The organism is Cupriavidus sp. 30B13 (assembly GCF_049059565.2).
Lineage (GTDB): Bacteria > Pseudomonadota > Gammaproteobacteria > Burkholderiales > Burkholderiaceae > Cupriavidus.
Map to the genome: position 1 here is coordinate 779,349 of NZ_CP188224.1, position 23,721 is coordinate 803,069.

A 23,721-nucleotide genomic window follows, 5' to 3' on the forward strand; every position below is an offset into this window, starting at 1 on the left:
GGGGAGAACGGAGGAGGCAGATATGGAACGCAAGCGTGTACTTGTGCTGAGCCCGCACGCGGACGACGCCGAGCTCGGCGTGGGCGGCTACCTGGCGCGCGTCGTCGACGGCGGCGGCGAGGTCATGGTGGTGCTGGCCACGGCCGGCACCAGCCGCTCGCTCAACCTCGGCCGGGTGGTGGGCGAGCGGGAGCGGCTCAACGAGTTCCTCGAATCGATGCAGGTGCTGGGCGTGCAGGCCACCGAGGTCCTGACCACCGGCTTCGACGGCGCGCTCGACACCGTGCCGCGCGCGCAGATGATCCACCGCCTGGACATGCTGCAGAACCGCTTCGAGCCCGACGAGGTGCTGATCCCGCTGGCGTCCTCGCACCAGGACCACCGCTATTGCTGGGAGGTCGGGCTCGCCGCCACGCGGCCGAGCCGCGCCAAGCACGCGCCCGGCCTGGTGGCCGCCTACGAGTACCCGGCCACGTGCTGGGGCGGTGGCGGCATCGTCAGCGTGGCCGGCGGCACCTTGTACATCGACGTGAGCGCGACGTGGCAGCGCAAGATCGACGCGCTGCGCAGGCACGCCTCGCAGATCCAGGAAGGCGCGGGCCACCTGGTCGGGGTGGAGGGCGTCACCGCGCTCGCGCAGTGGCGCGGCGCCGAATCCGGCTTCGCGCTGGCCGAGGTGCTGCACGTCCTGCGCATGCGCTGGAGCGGCTGAGCGAGCCCTGGCGCGCGGCCGCGCCGCTCTGCCTGTATCGCGGAAGTTTCCGCTCCTCCCTGCGCGACGCGGGAGAGGGCATGTGCGCATGCCCGGCGCCTAGCTGCCTATCTTTTCCCGCCAACCGGAGCCACCGTGCGCGCGGACCTGCGCCGCGCGCCACCGGGGGCGCTCCAGGTGGCGCGCGGGGCGCCCGCACGCCCGCCGACGCGGCGGAAGACACCGTAACAATAGAAGAACTACGCGAACTGTGCGCCGCATCCGGCAATATCGAATGCGGCATATTAATTATTTTTTCCGAATTTTTTTATTTGTAAATAACTACAGAACGATACATGGCGCGCATGAAGAAAATTGTAAGCAAAAGTTAATGGCTTGCCTATATGCCTGCATGCACTTTAATTGGTCACTATGTTCGCTGGCACGCACTGCTTTTCAAGATAGATTTGCTGCTTCGCAACATGCTGCACTACAGTGCAGGAGCGTTGTTCACAGCCGCCCGGGAGCCGGCTTGGCAGGCCTGAATCCTGCTGGTGGAGTGGGAGTCGCACGGATTTTTCAGGGATTATTCTGATAGACGGACGCCTTCCGCCAACACCTCGCTACTTTCCGACACCGCCGTATTCGTCTGGTTTCGGGATGTCTACGATGCAACGCAACACCAATTAAAAAAATCTCGAAGGAAACGGTCAATTCATTGGGGGGAAAACCATGCCCTATGCGCAGCTCGAACCGGCGACGGTTAGTTGGCTCAGTTCCTCGATAAGTACTTCAATTAATCGTTCAAAGTGCGCCGCGCGACGCGTCGGTATTCTCCTGTTTGACGGATTTTCACTATTAGGTGCCGGTTTGGTGGCAGAGCTGTTCCAGACTGCCAACGAATGCTCCGCGGCTGCCTCGGGCAAGGAAGCGGCCTATGACGTTCAGCTGCTGTCCGTGGATGGCGGCAGCGTGGCCTGCTCGGCCGCGCTGCGGGTCTGGACCGACGGGCTCGACCCGCGCGAGTTCGCCGGCTTCGACGTGCTGTTCATTGCCGGCGGCGCCGGCGCGCGCAACGCCGCGGCCGACGAGCGGCTGCTGCGCTGGCTGCGCGTGGTGACGCCCCGCACCGCCACGGTGAGGCCGATCGCGGAGGGGCGCGCGGTGCTGGCCGCCGCGGGCATCCTCAAGTCGCAGGGTGGCGAGCATGGCAATGTGGTCTACGGACTGCACAGCGCCGACGAATCGGGCGAGCAGTATGAGCTGGTGCGCAGCGCGCTCACCCTCATCAAGCGCGACCTCGGCCTGGATGTGGCGCGCGCGGTGGGCAGCCGCGTGATGCCGGCCTGGACCGCGCGCCTGATGCCGCGCCTGGCCGACACCGGCACCACCAGCGTGGGCGACAAGATCCGCGCCGCCGCGCGCTGGCTGCACGAACACTGCGAACAGCAGATCTCCGTGTCCGACGCCGCCCAGGTGGCGACCATGAGCGAGCGCAACTTCCTGCGCCGCTTCAAGCTCGAGATGGGTGTGACGCCTTCGGACTACCTGCTGCATGCACGGCTCGACACGGCCTGCAGCTTCCTCGCCGAGACGGAGCTGCCGGTCGACAAGGTGGCGCGCCGCTGCGGCATGGGCAATGGCGACCGGCTGGCGAAGATCTTTCGCAAGCGCATGTCGATCTCCCCCACAGAGTACCGCCAGCGCAGCAAGGCCGGCGCCGCCTACGCGGGGTAAGGCCATGCGCGGACTGCGGCAGCTGCACAGGGCGCAGCGCAGGCGGCATCGCTGCGCATGCGCGATGCCGCATCGGACAACGGGCGCCCCGCACGGCGGCGCGCCGGGAGCGCGGCTCCCGATCGAGGAGGGCAGGGAAATGTCGAAGACGCTCGTGGAAGCCGGAGCCGGCCCGTTGTCGATGCCATCGTCGCACTCGGCGCAATCCATGCAGGCACCGGCTGCGGTGCCCGCGCAGGCGCAGGACGCGGCCACGCGCCTGCGCATCACCCCGGTGGTGCTGGCCGGCGGCGCCGGCACCCGGCTGTGGCCGTTGTCGCGGGAGCACTTTCCCAAGCAACTGATCGACCTGGTCGGCCCGGACTCGCTGCTGCAGGCCACCGTGCGGCGCATGCAGGGCTTCTCCGGCAAGCACCCGGTGGATGCCACCGCCATCATCGTGTGCGGCGACGAGCACCGCTTCGTCACCGCCGAGCAACTGCAGGCCGGCGGCATGCAAGGCCGGCTGGTGGTGGAGCCGGCGCGCCGCAACACCGCGCCGGCGCTGACCCTGGCGGCCTCGCTGGCGCAGGCCGACGGCAGCGACGCGATCCTGGTGGTGATGCCCGCCGATCACGCCATCCCCGACACCGGCGCCTTTCATCGCGCGCTGGCGCTGGCCGCGGGCCACGCGGAGCAGGGCGCCATCGTCACGCTCGGCGTGCCGCCCACGCGGCCCGATACCGGCTACGGCTACATCAAGCTGGGCGACGTGATGCCCGACGGCGTGCGCCACATGGAGCGCTTCGTCGAGAAGCCCGCGCTGGAGCTGGCCGCGCAATACGTGGCCAGCGGCAACTACTGGTGGAACAGCGGCATCTTCGTGGTGCGCGCCTCGGTATGGCTGCGCGCCATCGAGGCGCTGCACCCGGCCATCCATGAAATGTGCGTCGCCGCCGCCGCCGAGGGCGAGCAGGACGGCCAGTTCTTCCGCCCGTGCCCCAGGCAGTTCCTGCTGAGCCCCTCGGATTCGATCGACTACGCGGTGATGGAGCGGCTCGACTGCGGCGACGCGCCCTGCCGCGGCGTGGTGGTGCCGCTCGAGGCCGGCTGGTCGGACCTCGGCTCGTGGGATGCGGTGTGGGACGCGATGGACAAGGACACCGCCGGCAACGCCGCGCGCGGGCGCGTGGTGTTCGAAGGCGCGCACTCCAGCTATGTGCACTCGGACGGACGCCTGGTGGCCTGCGTGGGCACCAGCAACATCGTGGTGGTCGAGACCGCCGACGCGGTGCTGGTGGTGGACCGCTCGCACGTGCAGGACGTCAAGGACGTGGTGGCGCGCATGAAGATCCAGCACGCGCCGGAAGCGGACGCCCACCGCAAGGTGCGGCGCCCGTGGGGCTTCTACGACTCCATCGAGCACGGCGACCGCTTCCAGGTCAAGCGCATCGTGGTGCAGCCGGGCGCGCGCCTGTCGCTGCAATTGCATCACCACCGCGCCGAGCACTGGGTGGTGGTCAGCGGCACCGCGCTGGTGGTGCGCGGCGACGAGAAATTCCTGCTCAGCGAGAACCAGTCCACCTTCATCCCGCTGGGCGTGCTCCACCGGCTGGAGAACCCCGGCAAGCTGCCGCTGGAAATCATCGAGGTGCAGTCCGGCGGCTATCTCGGCGAGGACGACATCGTGCGCGTCGACGACACCTACGGGCGCTGCGCCTGAAGCGGCGCCGGGGCGCGTGGGGACGCGGGACAACACAGGAGGCACAAGGCAGCGAGAGGGCAGGACGGCAAGGCAGCAAAGCAAGCAGCAGGCAGCAAGGCGTGGCGCAGGGGTTGTTCCGGGTTGGGGCAGGAAGGCATCGGGAGAGGGGAAATGCTGAAGATCGAAGGCTTGCTGGCGCGCCTGCTGGATGTCGCGCTGGTGTTCGCGGGTGCTGCCATCGCTTCGCACATCCGCTTCGACGAGATGGCGCAGCGCACCTTCTACGATGTCTTCCTCGCGCTGTCGGTCGCCTTCACGCTGGCGCTGTTCCCCGCCTTCGGCATCTACGATTCCTGGCGCGGGCGCTCCAAGATCGGGCTGGCCGGCCACCTCGCGCTGGCCTGGCTGCTGGTGCAGCTGTGCGGCATCATGGTGCTGTTCTCCCTGCACCATGCCGCCATCGTGTCGCGGCTGTGGTTCGCCTACTGGACGGCCTCCACCGGCGCGCTGCTGATTCTCTCGCGCCTGCTCACGCACAGCGTGCTGGGCCAGATGCGCACCGCCGGCATGAACCTGCACAAGGTCGCGGTGGTGGGATGCGGCGCGCATTGCAGCGGGGTCATCCGGCGCAGCGCGGCGGCGCCGGCCTCCGGCTTTCGCGTGGTGGCGGCGTTCAACGTGGCGCCGGCGGTCGGCAGCCTCAACGTGAAGGTGCCGACCTTCGAGGACCGCGCCGCGTTCCACCGCTATATCCGCTCGCAGGACATCCATGAAGTGTGGCTGGCGCTGCCGCTGTCGGAGGAGCGCACCATCCTGGAATTCGTGGCGGAGTTCCGCGAGGAACTGGTCAACGTGCGCTTCATGCCGGACCTGCGCAGCCTGGCGCTGTTCGACAGCGGCACCATCAACCTGATCGGCATGCCCGCCATCAACCTGGTGGCCTCGCCGCTGTCCGACAGCGCGCTGCGGCAGAAGGACGTGTTCGACCGCCTGTTCGCCGCCGCCGCGCTGATCGGCCTGTCGCCGCTGCTGCTGGCGATCGCCATCGCGGTGAAGCTCACCTCGCCCGGGCCGGTGCTGTTCAAGCAAAAGCGCAAGAGCGCCGATGGCCGCATCTTCACCATCTACAAGTTCCGCTCGATGCGCGCGCACGTGGAAGCCCGCGGCGTGGTCACGCAGGCCACCCGCAACGATCCGCGCATCACGCGGGTGGGCGCCTTCCTGCGCCGCACCAGCCTGGACGAGCTGCCGCAGTTCTTCAACGTGCTGCGCGGCGACATGTCCGTGGTGGGCCCGCGCCCGCACGCCATCGAGCATGACGACCAGTACCAGAAGCTGGTGAGCGGCTATATCCACCGCTACCGCGTCAAGCCCGGCATCACCGGCTGGGCCCAGGTCAACGGCTTTCGCGGCGAGACCGACCGCATCGAGAAGATGGAAGGCCGCATCGCCTGCGACCTGTACTACCTGGGCAACTGGTCGTTCGCGCTGGACATGCGCATCATCGCGGCCACCGTGGCCAGAGGGCTGATTCACCGCAACGCGTATTGACACAGAGGGGACCGGGGACTGCGCTGGCGCAGCCCCCGGCGGGAAGCAATGGCCACCAGGGAGTCGCTTGCTATGGCTGCCAAGTTCGATACCCAGTACGTCGATGTCTCCAGCGCCACGGAGCTTCGCCTGTCCGACTACCTCGTCACGCTGCTGGAGAACTGGCGCATGATCGTGGCGGTCACGCTGATCGCGCTGCTGGCGGGCACCGCCTTCGCGCTGCTGCAGAGCCCGGTCTACCGCGCCGACGCGCTGATCCAGGTGGAGGACAGCAAGGGCAATCCGAACAACCAGAACCAGAACTCGCTGCAGACGCTGTCGTCGATCTTCGACTCCAAGTCCACCGCGGCCGCCGAGACCGAGCTGCTGCGCTCGCGGCTGGTGGTGGAAGAGGCGGTGCGCAAGCTGCATCTCGACATCGCCGCGGGGCCGCGCTACTTCCCGGTGGTGGGGCGCCTGCTGGCCTCGCTCAACGGCGGCATGGCGGCGCCGACCTCGCTGCTGGGCCTGTCCGACTACGCCTGGGGCGCCGAGTCGATCACGGTGTCGTCGTTCGAGACGCCGCAGAAGTACTACGGCAAGCGCTTCGTGCTGGTGTCCGACGGCGAGCGCAGCTTCACCGTGCGCGACCCCGAAGGCAAGACCGTGCTGCAGGGGCGCGTGGGCGAGGAGGCCAGCGGCACCACGCCGCTGGGCCCGGTCAGCGTGCGCGTGGACGAACTGGCCGGGCGCAAGGGCTCCCAGTTCGAGCTGGTGCGCTACTCCACGGTCGGCACCGTGGAGCGCGTGCAGCGCGCGCTCTCGGTGGGCGAGCTGGCCCTGCAGTCCGGCATCATCCGCGCCAGCATCGAAGGGCCCAGCGCCAAGCTCACCGCCGACATCATCAACACCATCGCGCGCCAGTTCGTGCAGCAGGACATCGGCCGCCGCTCGGCCGAGGCCGAGCACACGCTGGCCTTCCTCGACCAGCAGTTGCCGGCGCTGCGCAAGCAGGTGGACCAGGCCGAGGAACGCTACAACGCCTTCCGCAACCGCCAGGGCACCGTCAACCTGGGCGAGGAAAGCCGGCTGCTGCTGCAGCAGATCGTCGACAACAAGGCCGCCCTGGACAAGCTGACCACGCGCCTGGCCGAAGTGCGCACGCTCTATACCGACCAGAACCCCGCGGTGACCGCGATCACCGCGCAGATCGCCGCGCTGACCGCGCAGCAGGGCACGCTCAAGCGCCGCGTCTCGGTGCTGCCCGACACCGAGCAGGCCGCGGTGCGGCTGGAGCGCGACGTGCGCGTCAGCACGGAGCTGTACACCAACCTGCTCAACAACGCCCAGCAGCTGCGCGTGGTCAAGGCCGGCCAGGTGGGCAACGTGCGCGTGGTGGACTTCGCCGAGCCGGCGGACGAGCCGGTGCGCCCGCAGCGCGCCGTGCTGGTCCTCATCAGCGGCGGCGTGGGCCTGGTGCTCGGCGCGCTGCTGGCGTTCCTGCGCAAGGGGCTGTGGGGCGGCGTGGAAAACCCGCAGGAACTCGAACGGATGCTGGGGGTGCCGGTCTGCGCGGTGGTGCCGCGCAGCCGCACCCAGCTGCGGCTGCAGCGCGAGTTGCGCCTGGGCCGCAGCCGCCAGAGCGTGCTGGCCGCGCGCGCGCCCGACGACATCGCCGTGGAAGGCGTGCGCAGCCTGCGCACCAGCCTGCAGGGCGCGCTCGCCAGCGCCAGGAACAACGTGGTGATGCTGACCGGCGCCAGCCAGGACGCGGGCAAGTCGTTCATGTCGGTCAACCTGGCCGCGCTGGTGGCCACCGGGCGCAAGCGCGTGCTGCTGATCGACGGCGACATGCGGCGCGGCGAGATCCACTCGCATTTCGGCCTGCCGCAGGTGCCGGGCCTGTCGGACGCGCTGACGGGCACCGACATCGAGTCGGTGGTCACGTACGACGTGCTGCCGGGGCTGGACGTGCTGCCGCGCGGCACGCTGCCCGCCGATCCGGCCGAACTCCTGATGAGCGACCGCCTGGACTCCCTGCTCGACTGCTTCAAGCAGCGCTACGACATGGTCATCATCGACACCCCGCCGGTGCTCGCCGTGACCGATGCCGCGCTGCTGGGCCGGCACGCCGGCACCACGCTGCTGGTGGTGCGGCACGGCCGCCATTCGGCCGCCGAGGTGGCCGAGACCGCGCGGCGCCTCAACAACGGCAGCGTGCTGCTGCAGGGCGTGCTGCTCACCGACGTGCCCAAGCCGCCGTTGCAGCTGCGCTCGGGCTACAGCGGCTACTACGGATACCAGGGCAGCGCGCGATAGCCGGCTACCGACCCCCGACACCCGACACCCAGTCACACCAACGCACGGCAGGAGAAACACAATGTCGCACAAGGTTGCTCTGATCACAGGCATTACCGGACAGGATGGCTCCTATCTCGCGGAGCTGCTGCTGGAAAAGGGATACGAGGTGCATGGCGTGAAGCGCCGCACGTCGCTGTTCAACACGGACCGCATCGACCACCTCTACCGCGAGCCGCACGACCCCGACCGGCGCTTCTTCCTGCATCACGGCGACCTGACCGACGCGACCAGCATGCTGCGCGTGATCCAGCAGGTGCTGCCCGACGAGATCTACAACCTGGCCGCGCAAAGCCACGTGGCGGTGTCGTTCGAGGAACCCGAGTACACCGCCAATGCCGACGGGCTCGGCACGCTGCGCCTGCTCGAAGCCATCCGCATCCTCGGGCTGGAGAAGAAGACGCGCTTCTACCAGGCCTCCACCTCCGAGCTGTACGGCCTGGTGCAGGAGATCCCGCAGAAGGAGACCACGCCGTTCTACCCGCGCAGCCCCTACGCGGTGGCCAAGCTCTACGCCTACTGGATCACGGTCAACTACCGCGAAGCCTATGGCATGTATGCCTGCAACGGCATCCTCTTCAACCACGAAAGCCCGGTGCGCGGCGAGACCTTCGTCACGCGCAAGATCACGCGCGCGATCTCGCGCATCGCCGCGGGGCTGCAGGACGAGTTCTACCTGGGCAACCTGTCGGCGCTGCGCGACTGGGGCCATGCCCGCGACTACGTCGAGATGCAGTGGCTGATGCTGCAGCAGGAAAAGCCCGAGGACTTCGTCATCGCCACCGGCGTGCAGTACAGCGTGCGCGAGTTCGTGCAGTGCGCCGCGGCCGAGCTGGGCGTGACGGTGCGTTTCGAAGGCACGGGCGTGGACGAGGTGGGCGTGGTCGAGCGGGTACAGGGCAAGGAGACCCGCCTCTCGCCGGGCAAGGTGATCCTGCGCGTGGACCCCAAGTACTTCCGCCCCACCGAGGTGGAGACGCTGCTGGGCGATCCGTCCAAGGCCCACGACAAGCTCGGCTGGTCGCCCACCACGCCGTTCTCCAGGCTGGTCAAGGAGATGGTGCGGGCCGACTTCCAGATCGCCCGGCGCGACGCGCTGGTGACGCTGGCCGGCTTCCAGGCGCTGGAACACCACGAGTGATCCCGGCCGCCATCCACGAGCCAATTGAAAAGCGAACCGACCGACAAGAGCCATGGAAAAAGACGCCGTCATCTATATCGCCGGGCACAACGGCATGGTGGGCTCCGCGCTGCTGCGCCGGCTGCGCGCCGAGGGATACCGCAACCTGGTCGTGCGCGACCGCGCCGAGCTGGACCTGACCGACCAGGGAGCGGTGCACCGTTTCTTCGCCGACGAGGGCATCGACGTGGTGCTGCTGGCGGCGGCGCGCGTCGGCGGCATCCTCGCCAATGCGCTGCGGCCGGTCAACTTCCTCTACGAGAACCTGGTCATCGAGACCAACGTGATCCACGCCGCCTACCAGGCCGGCGTGGGCCGGCTGGTGTTCTTCGGCTCCTCGTGCATCTATCCGCGCGACTGCCCGCAGCCGATCCGCGAGGAGTACCTGCTGAGCGGGCCGCTGGAGCGCACCAACGAGGCCTACGCCATCGCCAAGATCGCCGGGCTGAAGCTGTGCGAGGCCTACAACCGGCAGTTCGGCACGCACTACGTCTCGCTGATGCCGACCAACCTGTACGGCCCCAACGACAACTACGACCTGGCCACCAGCCACGTGCTGCCGGCGCTGGTCAGCAAGGCCTACACGGCGGTGAAGGACGACGCGCCGAGCCTGCAGATATGGGGCACGGGCACGCCCCGGCGCGAGTTTCTCCACGTCGACGACCTTGCCGCGGCAACGCTGTTCGTGCTCGAGCACGACGTCGCCGAAGGCGTGTTCAACGTCGGCACCGGCTCGGACCTGCCGATCCGCGAGCTGGCCGAGCGCATCTGCCGCGTGGCCGGGTTCCGCGGCGGCCTGGTGTTCGACACCGCCAAGCCGGACGGCACGCCGAGCAAGCGGCTCGACGTGTCCCGGCTCGCGCGGCTCGGCTGGCAGCCCGCGATCGGGCTCGACGAAGGCATCGAGGCCGTCTATCGCGAGTACGCGAGCCGCAGGGACGGCGCATTGCCCGGGGGTGCGGCGGCCGAGGCCGACGTACAGGCAAGCGCTGTCATCGAGTGACGAGATAAGGAGCGAATCATGGCAGGTTCAGTCACCATATTCCATAACATCGTCTGGTCGCGCCACAAGGGTGCCGTGCTCTCGGCGCTGTACAGCCAGTCCGTGGCAAGCCCGATCCACTACACCATGGTGCAGATCGCCGAGACCGAGCACTACCGGGTGGGCTTCTCCGACGTGGACTACTCCTTCCACAAGTACCCGATGCACCAGCTTTACTCGGGCTGCTACGAAGACGTGCCGCGCTGGAAGATGACCGCGCGCCTGACCTGGGAAGTGATCAAGGCCAAGAGCGAGCTGGTGGTGCTGCCCGGCTACCACCGGCCAGAGTACTGGGCCATGCTGCTGGCCTGCATCGTCACCGGCAAGCGCCGCGCCGTGTTCTGCGATTCCACCGGGCACGACCGGCCGCGGCGCATGCTGACCTCGATCCCCAAGCGCCTGTTCTTCTCGCTGTGCCACGGCTATTTCGGCTTCGGCGAGCGCAGCCGCGAATACCTGATGTCGCTCGGCGCCAAGCCCGAGCGCATCTTCACGCCGTGCCAGGCTGCCGCCATGCCGGCCACGTACCAGCCCGAGCAGGTGGTGCGCCAGCGGCTGAGCCACCGCGCCGACGGCAAGCCGGTGTTCCTCTACGTGGGCCGGCTGTCCGAGGAGAAGGGGCTCGATACCTTGCTGGTCGCCTTCGCCGGGCTGCGCAAGCAGATGCCGGCGGCGACGCTGCGCATGGTCGGCACCGGCCCGCTGGCCGGCACGCTGCGCCAGATGGCCGCCAGCCTCGGCATCGAGGACGCGGTGAGCCTGGTCGGCAGCATGCAGGACGAGGGCCTGTCGCAGGAGTACTACCGCGCGGTCTGCATGGTGCTGCCCAGCTACAGCGAGCCGTGGGGCCTGGTGGTCAACGAGGCGCTGAGCCACGGCTGCCCGACGGTGGCCAGCGACATCTGCGGCTGCGTGCCGGAACTGGTGCAGGAAGGCGAGACCGGTTTCGCGGTGCCGGTGCGCGACGCCGCCGCGCTGCAGGCTGGCATGGCGCGCGCGGTGGAGGCCTTCGCCGACACGCAGGCCACGGCGGAACGCTGCCTGGCCGTGATCCGGCGCTTCGACCCGGCCACCGCGGCGTCGAACATCGCGCGCGGCTGCGCGGCGATGCTCAGCACGCCGGACATGGGCCGGCGCGCCGGCGTGCACACCTGACGCGCGCCGCGCCCGCGCGCACCGGCGCGGCGGGCACGGCACGGCGGCCGGGACATTCGCGCAAATTCGATGGAGCGACCCGTGAGAATCCTTGTCTGCGGACAGAACTACGCACCGGAGCTGACCGGAACCGGCAAGTACACGGCCGAGATGGCCGAGGCGCTGGCGGCCGGCGGGCACGAGGTCCGCGTGGTATGCGCGCCGCCCTACTATCCGGCCTGGCGCGTGGGCGACGGCTATTCGGCCGCGCGCTACAGCCGCGAGTGGCGCGGCGGGGTGCGGATCTACCGGGCCCCGCTGTGGGTGCCGCGGCGGCCCACCGGCGCCACCCGCCTGCTGCACCTGGCCAGCTTCGCGCTGGGCGCGCTGCCCGCGCTGCTGGCGCAGGCGGCGTGGCGGCCGGAGGTGGTCATCGCGGTGGCGCCCAGCCTGATGAGCGTGCCCGCGGCGCTGGCGCTGGCGCGCGTGACCGGCGCGCGCGGCTGGCTGCACGTGCAGGACTATGAAGTGGACGCCGCCTTCGAGCTGGGCCTGCTCAGGCGCCCATGGCTGCGGCGCGCGGCGCTGGCGGTGGAGCGTTTCCTGATGCGCCGCTTCGACGTGGTGTCGACCATCTCGGAAAAGATGGCCGAGCACGCCGCGCGCAAGGGCGTGCCCGCCGCGCGCGTGTTCCGCCTGCCGAACTGGGTCGATACCGCGGCCATCTTCCCGCTCGGGCGGCCCAGCCTCTATCGCGAGGAACTCGGCATCGCGCCCGAGCAGATCGTGGTGCTGTACGCCGGCAACATGGGCGAGAAGCAGGGCCTGGAAGTGCTGGTGTGCGCCGTGGCGGCGCTGGCCGGCCATGCCGGGATCACCTTCGTCTTCTGCGGCACCGGCCCGGCGCGGCCCATGCTCGAGACCTACTGCGCGGGCCTGGAGAACTGCCGCTTCCTGCCGCTGCAGCCGGCCGACCGCCTCAACGAGCTGCTCAACCTGGCGGACATCCACGTGCTGCCGCAGCGCGGCGACGCGGCCGACCTGGTGATGCCGTCCAAGCTCACCGGCATGCTGGCCAGCGGCCGCCCCACCGTGGCCATGGCCAACGCGGGCACCGAGCTGTTCGCCGCGGTGGCCGGGCGCGGGGTGGCGGTGCCGCCCGACGACATCGACGCCCTCGCCGGCGCCATCAAGAGCCTGGCCGCGGACACCGCGCGCCGGGCCGAGCTGGGCGCCGCCGCGCGCGCCTACGCCGAAGCCACGCTGTCTTCGGGGGCGGTGCTCGAGCGCCTCGACGCGCGCCTGCGCGCCCTGTGCGGCGATGGCCCCGAGCCGCCGCAGGCGGTGGAAGCGCGCGCCGCCGAGGATCTCACGGCGCATGCATTGCAGCCGGGGAAGACGGAGTAGCGCCGGAACCGGCGCGGCGGGCACGGCACGCAGGAGCAACGAAGGACGGCAACCAGGGAAGCAACGACAGGAGAGCGCAGCCAGACAGACGTGCAGGACGAGCAGGACGAGCAGGACGGGCAAAAGAACAGTTGGGGGAAAAGAACAATGTCGGCAATACAACAGGCAGCGCCGCCTGCGGGCGGCCGCCGGGCCGCGCCATGCGCGGGCCGGCCGGTGCCGCCGCGCATGGCGCCCGCACGGGCCCGCCGCGGCTGACGGAGGGCGCCCGCCATGCGCAATCCCTTCGCCCCGCTGTGGATCTGGCTGATGCTGTATCCGCTCGCGCTCGATTTCAAGAGCGTCGACGAGAACGGCACCCGCATCCTGCAGATCCTGCTGACGGTGCCCGCCGTCGGGGCGGCCGTCGCGCTGGCGCTGATCGCGCCGCGTTTCACCGGGCGCACGCAACTGAGCCGGCTGGTGATGGCGGCGCTGCTGCTGACGGTGCCGGGCAGCCTGGTGGCCCAGCTCGTGCAAGGCAACGACCTCGGCAACTACCTGCGCGTGCTGCTGCCCTTCCTGCTGTTCCTGCTCGGCTACCTGGCCGCCTGCCACCCGTGGCCGCAAGACCGGCTGGCGTACATGGAAGGCGTCATGTTCAACGCGGTGGCGGTGTCGCTGCTGTTTACGTTCGCCTACGGCATGGCGGTGGGCGGTGGGCTGGAGAACGTGCGCTTTCGCATCGTCTCGCCGGCCTTCCTGGTGCTGCAGGGCGTGCTGCTGCATGAATTCGTCATCGCCCGGCGGGTGACGAAGATGAACCTGCTGCTGTTCATCGTCAGCGTGGTGATCGAGATGCTGAGCGTGACGCGCAGCCTGCTGGTGGGCACGGCCTTGCTGTTCCTGTTCGCGACCTGGCTCAGCGCGCCGTCGATCCGGCATCTGATGCGCGCGGCGCTGCGCGCCACGGTCATCACGGCAACCCTGGCGGGCGGCACCGCGCTGGTCGGCTCGGCGCTGTTTCCCAGCGTCGCCGCGCACTGGACCCAGCGCCTGGCCGCGGCCAAGGCGACAGAGTCGGGCATCGACCCGACCACCGCCACCCGGCTGGCCGAGCTGAAGGACCAGTACGACCAGGTCACGCAGAACAAGACCTCGCTGCTGGTGGGCAAGGGCTACGGGCATTACTACCGCTATTCGCCGGCCTACCTGCCGGCGCTCACCGGGCAGATGACCGAGAAGGAGTTCTACGCCATCAACGAATGGACGGCCGGGCACAACTTCTGGGTCTACCAGTTGTTCGCCGGCGGCGTGCTGTTCGGCATCGCCTTTCCGCTGATCGTGCTGTACGCGCTGTATCGCGGCAGCGTGGCCTACCGGCACTGGCGCCGCGTGGCGCCCGACGCGCCGTACCTGGCCGTGATGGGGCGCGCGCTGCTGGTGCTGGCGTCGCTGCCGGCCACCTCGATCGGCGGCAATCCGCTCGGGCCGCGTTTCTCGGGCCTGCTGTACGGCGTGGCGCTGGGCCTGCTGGTGGCCACCCATGCGCGCCTGCTGCGCGCCGAGGCCCGCGGCCGGCAAGCCGCGCAGGCGCAGGGCGTGGAGGTGGCCGAGGTCGTGGCGCCGGCGCGCCAGCCCCGGCCGCTGCCGGCGGCGCACCCTCTCCCGCTGCCGGCACCGGCGGCGGCCGTGGATCCGGGCGCGGACGCGCAGGTGCCGCGCCTGGGCTATCAACCGAGCGGGGCGCCCAGATGAAGATCCTCCATGTGCTTGCGTCGGTCGATCTGCGCGGCGGCGGCCCGGTGGAAAGCGTGCGCCAGGGCAGCGCGCAACTGGTGGCGCAAGGCCATCGCGTCGAGGTGGTGTCGCTGGACGCGCCGGACGCGCCGTGCGTGGCCGGCTTTGCGCTGCCGTTGCACGCGCTCGGCCCGGCGCGCGGCTTCTATCGCTACTCGCCGCGGCTGGTGCCGTGGCTGCGCGAACATGCGCGCGAATTCGACGCGGTGATCGTCAACGGCCTCTGGCAATACCACGGCTTCGGGACCTGGCGCGCGCTGCGCAAGCTGGAGGTGCCCTATTACGTCTACCCGCACGGCATGCTCGACCCGTGGTTCAAGCGCACCTACCCGCTCAAGCACCTGAAGAAATGGCTGTACTGGCCGTGGGCGGAATACCGCGTGCTGCGCGACGCGCGGGCGGTGCTGTTTACCGCCGAGGAGGAGCGGCGCCTGGCCAGCCAGTCGTTCTGGCTGTACCGGGCCCGCGCGCTGGTGGTCAGCTTCGGCACGCAGGCGCCGCCGCCGGACGCCGCCGCCGGCGACGCACCGCAAGGCGTGCCGCTGCGCGAGCGCTTCCTGGCCGCGCATCCCGAGCTGCGCGGCAAGCGCATCGTGCTGTTCCTCGGCCGCATCCACGAAAAAAAGGGCTGCGACCTGCTGATCGCGGCGTTCGCCCGTGCTGCGGCGCGGTACCCGGACGCCCACCTCGTGATGGCCGGCCCGGACAGCGCGGGCTGGAGCGACCGGTTGCGCGCGCAGGCGCAGGCGGCCGGCATCGGCGCGCGCGTGAGCTGGCCCGGCATGCTCGACGGGCCGATGAAGTGGGGCGCGTTCCGCGCCAGCGATGTCTTCGCGCTGCCGTCGCACCAGGAGAATTTCGGCATCGCGGTGGCCGAGGCGATGGCCTGCGGCGTGCCGGTGCTGATCTCGGACAAGGTCAATATCTGGCGTGAGGTCGAGGGCGATGGCGCCGGCCTGGCCGCGCCGGACACGGTGGAGGGCACGGAAGCGCTGCTGCGCTGCTGGTTCGCCCTGGGCGAGCGCGAGCGCGGCGCCATGCGCGCGCGCGCGCAGGCCAGTTTTGCGCGGCGCTTCTCGGTCGAGGGCATGGCGGCCGACCTGCTGCGGGTGCTGCAGGCCGAGCCCCCCGCGCAGGAGCCGGAGCGCAAGCCCGCGCAGGAGCCCGCGCGCGCCGTGCCCGTGCCGGGCTGGCGCGCCGGCGACGGCTGACATCCACGCAAGGAGGAGGACAAGCCAGGACAAGTGCGCTTGGCCGCCGTTGGCGCAATGTTGGCGAACGCGGACGAGCACACCGTAGGAAGATGGATCGAAAGCGCAGGGGTTGCCGCCGGGCGTCGCGTCCGGCGAGCGGGGAGCAGGTCATGTTCATCGATACAAGAAAATTGCAGGACGACACCGTCGTGCACAGCACCGTCTGCATCATCGGTGCCGGCGTGGCCGGCATCACGCTGGCGCTGGAGATGGATCGCCTGGGGATCGATGCCTGCCTGCTGGAAAGCGGCGGCTATAGCGCCGACGACGAGACCCGCGACCTCTACCGCGGCGAGAACACCGGCCTGCCTTACACCTTTGCCGACGGCAGCCGCAGCCGCTATCTCGGCGGCAGCAGCAATTGCTGGGGCGGATGGTGCCGGCCGCTGGACCCGTGGGACCTGGAAAAGCGCAGCTGGGTCGCGCACAGCGGCTGGCCGTTCGGCCTCGACGAGCTGACGCCGTTCTACGAGCGCACCCACGCCCTGCTCAAGCTCGGGCCCAACAATTTCGACCCCGCCTACTGGGAAGCCGCGATCCGGCGCCACGACGTGCGGCGCCTGCCGCTGACGGGCGGGCATATCCGCGACACCATTTCCCAGTTCAGCCCGCCGGCGCGCTTCGGCAAGCTGTACCGCCCGCAGCTCGAGAAGTCGCAGCGCGTCAAGGTCTACCTGTACGCCAATGCCGTCAACATCGACGCCAGCGCGGACGCGTCGTCGGTCACGCGGGTGTCGGTGGCCACGCTCAGCGGGCGGCGCGTCAAGGTGGCGGCGCGCCTGTTCGTGCTGGCCACCGGCGGCATCGAGAATGCGCGGCTGCTGCTGGCCTCGAACGACGTGCAGCCGGCCGGGCTGGGCAACGGCGCCGACCTGGTGGGGCGCTATTTCATGGACCACCCGCGGCTGATGTCCGGCAGCGTGCGCTTCAGCAAGGCGTGGGCGCGCAACAAGCTGTACGACATCAAGTACCACTACCAGAGCGCGGCGGTGAAGGCCCACGGCACCCACGTGTCTTCGCAGTTCGCGCTCAAGCCGGCCGTGCTCGAGCGCGAGGGGCTGCTCAACTCGCGCGTGTGGTTCTTCTCGCTGTTCTACGGCGAGGGCAGCCGCGGCGCCGAGGCGCTGATCCGCACCAAGCAGGCGCTGCTGAAGAAGGAGCAGCCGGGACGCAAGCTCAGCCGCGACCTGCTGATGATGGCCGCCCACCCGATCGATACCGTGGGCTTCGGGCTGACGCGGCTGCTGCAGCCGCGCCCGCTGATCACCGGCGTCAAGATGCAGGCCATCGTCGAAGCCGAGCCCGATCCGCACAGCCGGGTGACGCTCGGCGACCAGCGCGACCGGCTCGGCATGCCGCGCGTGCGCGTGCACTGGCGCGTCGGCAGCCTGGTGCAGCGCACCTTCGACCGCACCTTCGCGCTGCTGGCCGACGAGCTGCAGCGCAGCGGGGTGGCGCAGGTCACGCTCGATCCGCCCACCGAAGGGCAGCCGTGGCCGGCCTCGCTCGAGGGTACGTGGCACCACATGGGCACCACGCGCATGCATGATTCGCCAAGATCGGGCGTGGTGGACCGCAACTGCCGCGTGCACGGCCTGGCCAACCTCTATGTGGCGGGCAGCTCGGTGTTTCCCACGGTGGGGGCGAACTTCCCCACCATCACCATCGCCGCGCTGTCGCTGCGGCTCGGCGAACACATCGCGCGCGAACTCTCCATGCCAAGCGCAACGTACAAAAGCGAGGCCGAGGCGCCGCGCAAGGCACCCGCGGCCGTGCCGGAGGAGAGCCTGGCGCTCGCGGCGGCGGCGATCGCCCCGGTGGGAGCCGGGCTGATGCCGATGCCGAAGGAGTAACCGAACGTAACGAGAGGTAACCAGGCGTGACGGTGTTGCCAGCAACGACGAACCGGGCAGGGAAGGGCCGCCATTGGCGCAAATCTTGCGGCAATGGTGGCGTGCTTGCTGCCGCCCGCACGCGCGCGGCGGCAGCCGCCGGCCGTCCCCGCAGCCAGCGCGGGAGCCCGCACGGGCGGGCCGGCGCGGCGCGCAGGCAGCACCGATTTGCGGAGGGAACGACAATGTACGGCCAGCGACTATCTCCGGACGTCAATCTCCTGCTGCGCGGCTTGCCACGCGAGGACTGGGGCGCTCTCTCCGACTACGTCGAACTGATGCGCATGCGCCCCGGGCAACTGCTGTGCGACATCGGCCAGCACACCAACCACGTCTACTTTCCGACCACCGCGGTGGTGTCGATGCTGTCTTTCCTCGAGGACGGCACGGCCATCGAGATCGCCACCGTGGGCAGCGAGGGCATGATCGGCATTCCGGTGGTCACCGGCGGCCACGCCATGCCGTTCCGCTTCGAAGTGCAGACCCCGGGCTACGGCTTCCGCCTGGCCTCGGTGCGCCTGCGGCAGGAGCTGCTGCGCTCGCCGGCCACGCTGCGCGCGGCCTTGCTGTACGTGCAGGCGCTGATGACCCAGATCGCGCAGACGGCGGTGTGCAACCGCTACCACTCGCTGAGCCAGCAGGTCTGCCGCTGGCTGCTGCTCACCGCGGACCGCCTGTGCTCCAACGAGATCGCCATCACTCAGCAGATGATCGCCGCCCGGCTGGGCGTGCGCCGCGAAGGGGTGACGGAGGCCGCCGGCAAGCTCGCCGACCTCGGCCTGATCCATTACAGCCGGGGCCATATCACGCTGATCGACCGGCGCCGGCTGGAGCTGCACGCCTGCGAATGCTACGGCCTGGTTGCGCGCGAGTACGGACGCCTGCTGTCCGGGCGGCCCGGCGAACTGTTCCTGCTCGACGGCACGGGCGCGGCACGATCCTGCGCAGCCGACGCGCACCCATCGCATTCAGCCCACTCAGGGAGCTGCCTGTGAATACCTTTACCCAAGCCGGCCCCGCGCCGGCATTCCGGGCGCCGGCCGCGGCCGCGCGCCGCGGCGTGGCCCGCGCATTGCACGATCATGCCGGGATGATCCTTGGCGCGACCGCCGGCGCCGCCCTGTGCGGGGCGATCTATGCGTGGTCGCTGCCCGCGGTCTACCAGGCCGACGCGCTGGTGCGGCCGGAATCCGGCAAGTGGAGCGGGCATGGCGAGCGGCCCGCCGGCACTGCGGCGCCGGCCTCCGGCGAGCTGCGTCCGGACGCGCTGACCAGCCGCGCGGTGCTCACGCCGGTGGTGCGCGAGGCCCGGCTCGACATCGTCTCCGCGCCGCAGGTGGTGCCTGTCGTCGGGCCGCTGTGGGCGCGCTTCGCCGGCAACGCGGAAGCGGGGCCGCTGGCGCCGCCGCTGAGCGCGCTGTCGGGTTATGCCTGGGGCGGCGAGCGCATCGACGTGCTGGCGCTGAACGTGCCCGAGAACCTGCTCAACCAGCCGCTCACGCTGGTGGTGCTCGGCGACGAGCAGTACCGCCTGGAGCGCGCCGACGGCGCCACGCTGCTGACCGGCAAGGTCGGCGACGTGGTGCGCGGCGAAGGCGTGTCGATGAAGCTGGCGCGGCTGGACGCGCGCGCGGGCACCCGCTTCACGCTGATGCGCCGCGACCCCGTCACGGCCTACGACCTGCTGGTGCGCGGCCTCAGGGTGGAGGCCCAGCCGGGCACGGCCGGCGCGATCATGGCGGGCGCCGCGGGCACCGCCGGGGGTGCCCCGCAGGCGGTCCGCATCGCCTGGCGCGACGGCGACCCCGCGCGCGCCGCCGCGGTGGTCAATGCCGTGGCGCATTCGGTGTCCGATACCGAGGTCGGCCAGCGGCGCGAGCAAGCCGACCAGCAGCTCGACTTCATCACCGGCGAGCTGCCGCGCGTGAAGGCCCAGCTCGAACAGGCCGAAGCCGCGCTCGCGCGGTACCGCGCCCGCGCCGGCTCGATGCAGCCCGCCGAGGAGTCGAAGTCGTACCTGAGCGGCAGCATCGAGTACCAGAAGCAGATCTCCGCGCTGCGGCTCGAGCGCGCGCGCCTGCTGCGCAAGTACACCACCGAGAGCCAGGAGGTGCAGGCGGTCGACGACCAGCTCCAGCAGCTCACCAGCGATCGTCGCAACCTCGATACGCAGCGCAAGGGCCTGACCGAGGCCGAGCGCGAATCCGCCTCGCTGACCCGCGACGTGAAGGTGGCCGAGGATACCTACATGGCATTGCGCCGGCAGGCGCAGGCGCTCGCGCTGGCGCAGTCCGACCGCACCAGCGACGTGCGGCTGGTGGATTTCGCCGTGGCCCCGGCGCTGCCGGTCGGTCCCCAGCGGGGCCTGCTGACCGGGCTGGCGGCCTTGCTCGGCCTGCTCGGCAGCATCGCCGTGGCCGGCTACAAGGGCCGCGCGCGCCAGGGCATGGACAGCGCGCCGGAGATGGAGAACACGCTGGCGCTGCCGATGGTGGGCGAGGTGGTGTTCAGCCCCGAACAGGCCGAGCTGGAGCGCCGCAGCCAGGCGTCGCCGCGCTCGCTGATCGCGCCGACGCTGCTGGTGGGCGACCACCAGCAGGCCATGCGCCTGCCTTCCGGCGTGGAGGGCACCGCGCGCGCGGCCTTGCGCGGCGCGGTCTCGCCAACCCCGGTGCAGCCGGAAGTGGCGGCCGACCCGCCCGCGCTGCACGACCGCTACCTGCTGGCGCGGCAGTTCCCGCATGCGCCGGCCGTGGAAGGGCTGCGCACCCTGCGCGCGGCGCTGCATTTCGCCATGGAAGGCGCGGCCAACCACATCGTGGTCATCACCAGCGCGTCGGCGGGCGCCGGCAAGACCTTCGGCGCGGTCAACCTGGCGGTGCTGGCGGCCGAAGCCGGCATGCGCGTGCTGCTGGTCGACGGCGACCTGCGCCGCGCCCGCGTGGCCGGCCAGTTCGGGCTGGAGGGCATGCCGGGGCTGGCCGACCTGCTGTGCGGCACGCTGGCCCTGCACGATGCGATCCGGCCCACCGCGGTGCCGGGCTTGTGGCTGCTCGCGGCCGGCACCCGGCCGGTCAACCCGTCCGAGCTGCTGATGCTGCCGGCGCTGCGCGAGCTGCTGCTGACCTGCGACGCCGGCTTCGACCTGATCCTGGTCGATACGCCGCCTATCCTGGCGGTGGCGGACGCGGCGCTGGTGGGGCGCCTGGCCGGCTCCACGCTGCTGTTCGTGCGCGCCGACTGCACGCCGCAGGAAAAGGTGACCGAGGCGCTCAAGCAGCTCGAGCGCGCCCATGCCAACGTGATCGGCGGGGTGCTCAACGGCCTGCAGTTGCGCAGGAGCAACCGCGAGCGCTGCGGCGAAACCACCAGCTACCTGCGCGCCACGCCGCTGGAAGAGCCGGGCGCGCCGGGCTGGCGGATCTGCTGAGCGCAGCCTGGCGGCTCCAGCTGCCTGCGCACATCTTCGCGACGGCGCCCGCGCACGCGGGCGCCGTGCTTTTGCGCGGCCGCTTTCCGGGCGCACCCCCGCAGCGCCCGCGCCAGCTACGTGCCCAAAAAATCACGTTCGTCGCGTATCACGATGAAATGTTTGTGACAACCCTCAATTGAAGCCCTCCGGCTGCCGTTATGCGGTGGAACAGACCACGGCATTCATGGTGAAATGCAGCAAATAAAGCCGGGCAGCGGTCGATCATCGCCGGCCGTGGTCGTCGGCCCCGATGCGGGCAAGGAGGGGACAAATGAATCTGTTGAGAGCGCTCTGGTGGTGTCCGTTGTCCCTGGTGGCCACGATCACCGTGCCCCTGCCCGATTCCGGTTTTGAAATGCAGGCCGCCTCGGCGGCCGCGGGCGAGCACGGCGGCTCCGGGCAGCCCTGGCACGCCGATGCCGATGCCGCCGCCCGGCGCGCGGGCGCCGCGCAACGCTATCCGCACGAGATGGGTTGAAGGGCTCGCTGGCTATCCGGTCGACGCGGGTGGACGCGGGTTGATGCGGGTCAATGCTGGCTAATGTCGCCTACCGCGGACTACGGCGGATTAATGTGGACTAGTGCGGGCTAGTGCGGACTACGGCGCCAGACCACGGCGACGGTCATGGCGGGCTGGTGCCCTCGGCCGGTTCGGGCGGCGGCTTGCCGCCCGCGTGCAGCAGCGTCTGGCCGAGCAGCCCGGTCGAGGTGGCATAGCTGAACAGGTCCATGTCGCCGCGCAGGCCCAGCTTGCGCATCGCCGACATCTTCTGCGTGCTGATGGTCTTGATGCTGCGCCCGAGGTTCGCCGCGATCTGGCTGACCGACATGCCGGTCAGGTAGAGGCGGATCACGCTGATTTCGCGCGGGCTGAGCGCGCCGAAGCGCACGCGCGGATCCACCTGGGGCGTGGCGCTGTCGAGCAGCGCCTGGATGGCCGGCGAGAGGTAGCGGCGCCCGACCAGCATCTGCCCGAGCGCGGTGGCGATATGCGATGCGTCGTCGAGCTTGCTGACCACCGACAGTTTCTCGAACCGCGCCAGCTTGCCGAGCGGGCCGGGGTTGTCCAGCATGGTGACCACCAGGATCCAGAGCGCGGGATAGTGCTTGCGCACCAGTTCCAGCATATGCATGCCGTCGCCGTGGGCTCCGCCCGGCATGACGAAGTCGGTCAGCAGGATGTCGCACGGGCGGCGGTCCAGCAGGGCGATGATCTCGGTCGAATTGCGCGCCATGCCGGCGATCTCGACGGTGTCGAACTGCGCCAGCAGACCCCGCAGGCCCAGCAGCATGACGGGATGGTCGTCGGCGATGACGATCAGGGTTTTGGAGGACATAGCATCGGCCAGCATGGGCTCATATCCGGGAAGACGGTGCGCGTGCACGCGGGGATCGTTGTGGGCACGGCGGCGCGGCGCGCCGGCAAGGCCATCGGCTTCAGACTGTATCCCTGACGGCGCGGCGGCGGTTTGCGAAATTTCGGCAAATCGGGGGCGCAGGCGGCTTTCGCGGCTCCTGCGCAGGTATCCCGCAAATGCGATTTCGCGCGATGCCTGGCGTTTTTTCCGCACGGCTCCGGAGAAACGTCCGTATCGGCAGCGCTGATTGCAGGAGAAAAGCGGAGTCCGGTCCCCTTGGCGGCGACGCCGCGGCCCATCATGGCGGTAAAATGGCTGCCCCGCGCCTGTCCCGTTGCGCCGTTCACATTTTGGGAAATTTCCCATATTCCATGCAGACAATTCCCGTCTACCGTGGCGTAATTTCATAACATAATCCGCGCTTCACCCGCAAAATCACGGCAAGGCCGGGGCGGGTGGCGAACGGAAAATCAGTGAAGCAAGAAAATCAGTGAAGCAGGCGCAGTAAGCGAAAAAGTCTTTGGGAATCTTGGGGAGAACGCGCGTGGCAACGATCTTGATCGTCGACGATCATCCGGCTTTGCGCCTGGTGGTCAAGACACAGTTGTCGCAAGTGCTGGGGGTCAGCAACATCCTGGAAGCCGACAACGGCCAGGCTGCGATCGAGGCTGTGCGGCAGTTCGAGCCGGACCTCGCCATCCTGGACCTGGACATCCCCCGCATCAGCGGCCTCGACGTGATCCCCCGGCTCAAGCTGCTCCATCCGCCGATCCGCATCCTGGTGATTTCCGGGCAGGACCAGGCCACCTTCGCGCCGCGCGTGCGGCAGGCCGGCGCGCAGGGCTTCGTCAGCAAGATGCAGGACATGAAGGAAATCGTGCGCTGCGTCGAGGCGGTGATGGCCGGCTACACGGTGTTCCCGGAGATGCGCCACGAGCGCGAGCTGCCGCCGGTCTCGCAGCGCGCGGACGAGGAGCGGCTCATGCTGCTGTCGGACAAGGAGATCGTGATCCTGCAGATGCTGGTGCGCGGCCTGTCCAACAAGGCCATCGGCGAACTGCTGTTCATCAGCAACAAGACCGTGAGCAGCCACAAGACGCGCATCATGGGCAAGCTGCAGGTCAGCTCGCTGGTGGACCTGGTCGATTTCGCCCGGCGCTGCCGGCTCTCGCCGGGGCAGTGACGCGCCGGCGATGCGCCGCCC

General features: G+C 69.8%; 17 protein-coding genes. 16 read left to right on the plus strand and 1 reads right to left on the minus strand.

Annotated elements, in window-relative coordinates; translation table 11 throughout:
* The first annotated feature begins 22 nt into the window (after positions 1-22).
* The 15 genes from ACKI2N_RS22830 (at position 23) to ACKI2N_RS22900 (ending at position 21,637) form a co-directional block, all read left to right on the plus strand.
* Complete coding sequence (locus tag ACKI2N_RS22830) at positions 23-712, plus strand: PIG-L deacetylase family protein (protein ID WP_420993027.1); 690 nt, start codon at positions 23-25, stop codon at positions 710-712.
* A 711-nt stretch (positions 713-1,423) separates the two neighbouring features.
* The gene (locus ACKI2N_RS22835; RefSeq protein WP_420993028.1) at positions 1,424-2,428 is read left to right on the plus strand and encodes a GlxA family transcriptional regulator; all 1,005 of its coding nucleotides are present in this window, start codon (positions 1,424-1,426) and stop codon (positions 2,426-2,428) included.
* A gap of 208 nt (positions 2,429-2,636) precedes the next feature.
* A complete protein-coding gene (locus ACKI2N_RS22840) occupies positions 2,637-4,130 on the plus strand; it encodes a mannose-1-phosphate guanylyltransferase/mannose-6-phosphate isomerase (RefSeq protein WP_420993190.1) in 1,494 nt (497 codons plus the stop codon).
* 153 nt (positions 4,131-4,283) lie between these two features.
* Positions 4,284-5,663, plus strand: a complete 1,380-nt coding sequence (locus ACKI2N_RS22845) for an undecaprenyl-phosphate glucose phosphotransferase (RefSeq protein WP_420993029.1) — start codon at positions 4,284-4,286, stop codon at positions 5,661-5,663.
* A gap of 72 nt (positions 5,664-5,735) precedes the next feature.
* Positions 5,736-7,961, plus strand: a complete 2,226-nt coding sequence (locus ACKI2N_RS22850; protein WP_420993030.1) for a polysaccharide biosynthesis tyrosine autokinase — start codon at positions 5,736-5,738, stop codon at positions 7,959-7,961.
* A 61-nt stretch (positions 7,962-8,022) separates the two neighbouring features.
* Positions 8,023-9,141 carry a GDP-mannose 4,6-dehydratase gene (gmd, locus tag ACKI2N_RS22855; RefSeq protein WP_420993031.1) on the plus strand — a complete coding sequence of 373 codons (1,119 nt, stop codon included), beginning with the start codon at positions 8,023-8,025 and terminating at the stop codon, positions 9,139-9,141.
* A gap of 52 nt (positions 9,142-9,193) precedes the next feature.
* Positions 9,194-10,183, plus strand: coding sequence for a GDP-L-fucose synthase family protein (locus ACKI2N_RS22860; protein ID WP_420993032.1), 990 nt, complete (start codon positions 9,194-9,196; stop codon positions 10,181-10,183).
* Positions 10,184-10,201: 18 nt separating this feature from the next.
* A complete protein-coding gene (locus ACKI2N_RS22865) occupies positions 10,202-11,377 on the plus strand; it encodes a glycosyltransferase (RefSeq protein ID WP_420993033.1) in 1,176 nt (391 codons plus the stop codon).
* 81 nt (positions 11,378-11,458) lie between these two features.
* Positions 11,459-12,763 carry a glycosyltransferase WbuB gene (locus ACKI2N_RS22870; protein WP_420993034.1) on the plus strand — a complete coding sequence of 435 codons (1,305 nt, stop codon included), beginning with the start codon at positions 11,459-11,461 and terminating at the stop codon, positions 12,761-12,763.
* A gap of 273 nt (positions 12,764-13,036) precedes the next feature.
* Positions 13,037-14,500 (plus strand): hypothetical protein, encoded by a 1,464-nt coding sequence (locus tag ACKI2N_RS22875; protein WP_420993035.1) that lies wholly within the window; start codon positions 13,037-13,039, stop codon positions 14,498-14,500.
* Positions 14,497-15,753 carry a glycosyltransferase gene (locus tag ACKI2N_RS22880; protein WP_420993036.1) on the plus strand — a complete coding sequence of 419 codons (1,257 nt, stop codon included), beginning with the start codon at positions 14,497-14,499 and terminating at the stop codon, positions 15,751-15,753. Before ACKI2N_RS22875 ends, ACKI2N_RS22880 begins: the two co-directional genes overlap by 4 nt.
* A gap of 152 nt (positions 15,754-15,905) precedes the next feature.
* Positions 15,906-17,648 (plus strand): FAD-dependent oxidoreductase, encoded by a 1,743-nt coding sequence (locus ACKI2N_RS22885; RefSeq protein WP_420993037.1) that lies wholly within the window; start codon positions 15,906-15,908, stop codon positions 17,646-17,648.
* 224 nt (positions 17,649-17,872) lie between these two features.
* Positions 17,873-18,682, plus strand: a complete 810-nt coding sequence (locus ACKI2N_RS22890; RefSeq protein ID WP_420993038.1) for a Crp/Fnr family transcriptional regulator — start codon at positions 17,873-17,875, stop codon at positions 18,680-18,682.
* Positions 18,679-21,117 (plus strand): polysaccharide biosynthesis tyrosine autokinase, encoded by a 2,439-nt coding sequence (locus tag ACKI2N_RS22895; protein WP_420993039.1) that lies wholly within the window; start codon positions 18,679-18,681, stop codon positions 21,115-21,117. Before ACKI2N_RS22890 ends, ACKI2N_RS22895 begins: the two co-directional genes overlap by 4 nt.
* A 313-nt stretch (positions 21,118-21,430) precedes the next feature.
* Entirely contained in the window at positions 21,431-21,637 is a 207-nt protein-coding gene (locus ACKI2N_RS22900) for a hypothetical protein (RefSeq protein ID WP_420993040.1), read from the plus strand.
* A 145-nt stretch (positions 21,638-21,782) separates the two neighbouring features.
* Here the strand turns inward: ACKI2N_RS22900 and ACKI2N_RS22905 are convergent, their stop codons facing one another.
* Entirely contained in the window at positions 21,783-22,511 is a 729-nt protein-coding gene (locus ACKI2N_RS22905; RefSeq protein WP_420993041.1) for a response regulator, read from the minus strand.
* A 550-nt stretch (positions 22,512-23,061) separates the two neighbouring features.
* Between ACKI2N_RS22905 and ACKI2N_RS22910 the strand changes: the two genes are divergently transcribed.
* Positions 23,062-23,700, plus strand: coding sequence for a response regulator (locus ACKI2N_RS22910; RefSeq protein WP_420993042.1), 639 nt, complete (start codon positions 23,062-23,064; stop codon positions 23,698-23,700).
* The last annotated feature ends 21 nt before the right edge of the window (positions 23,701-23,721 follow it).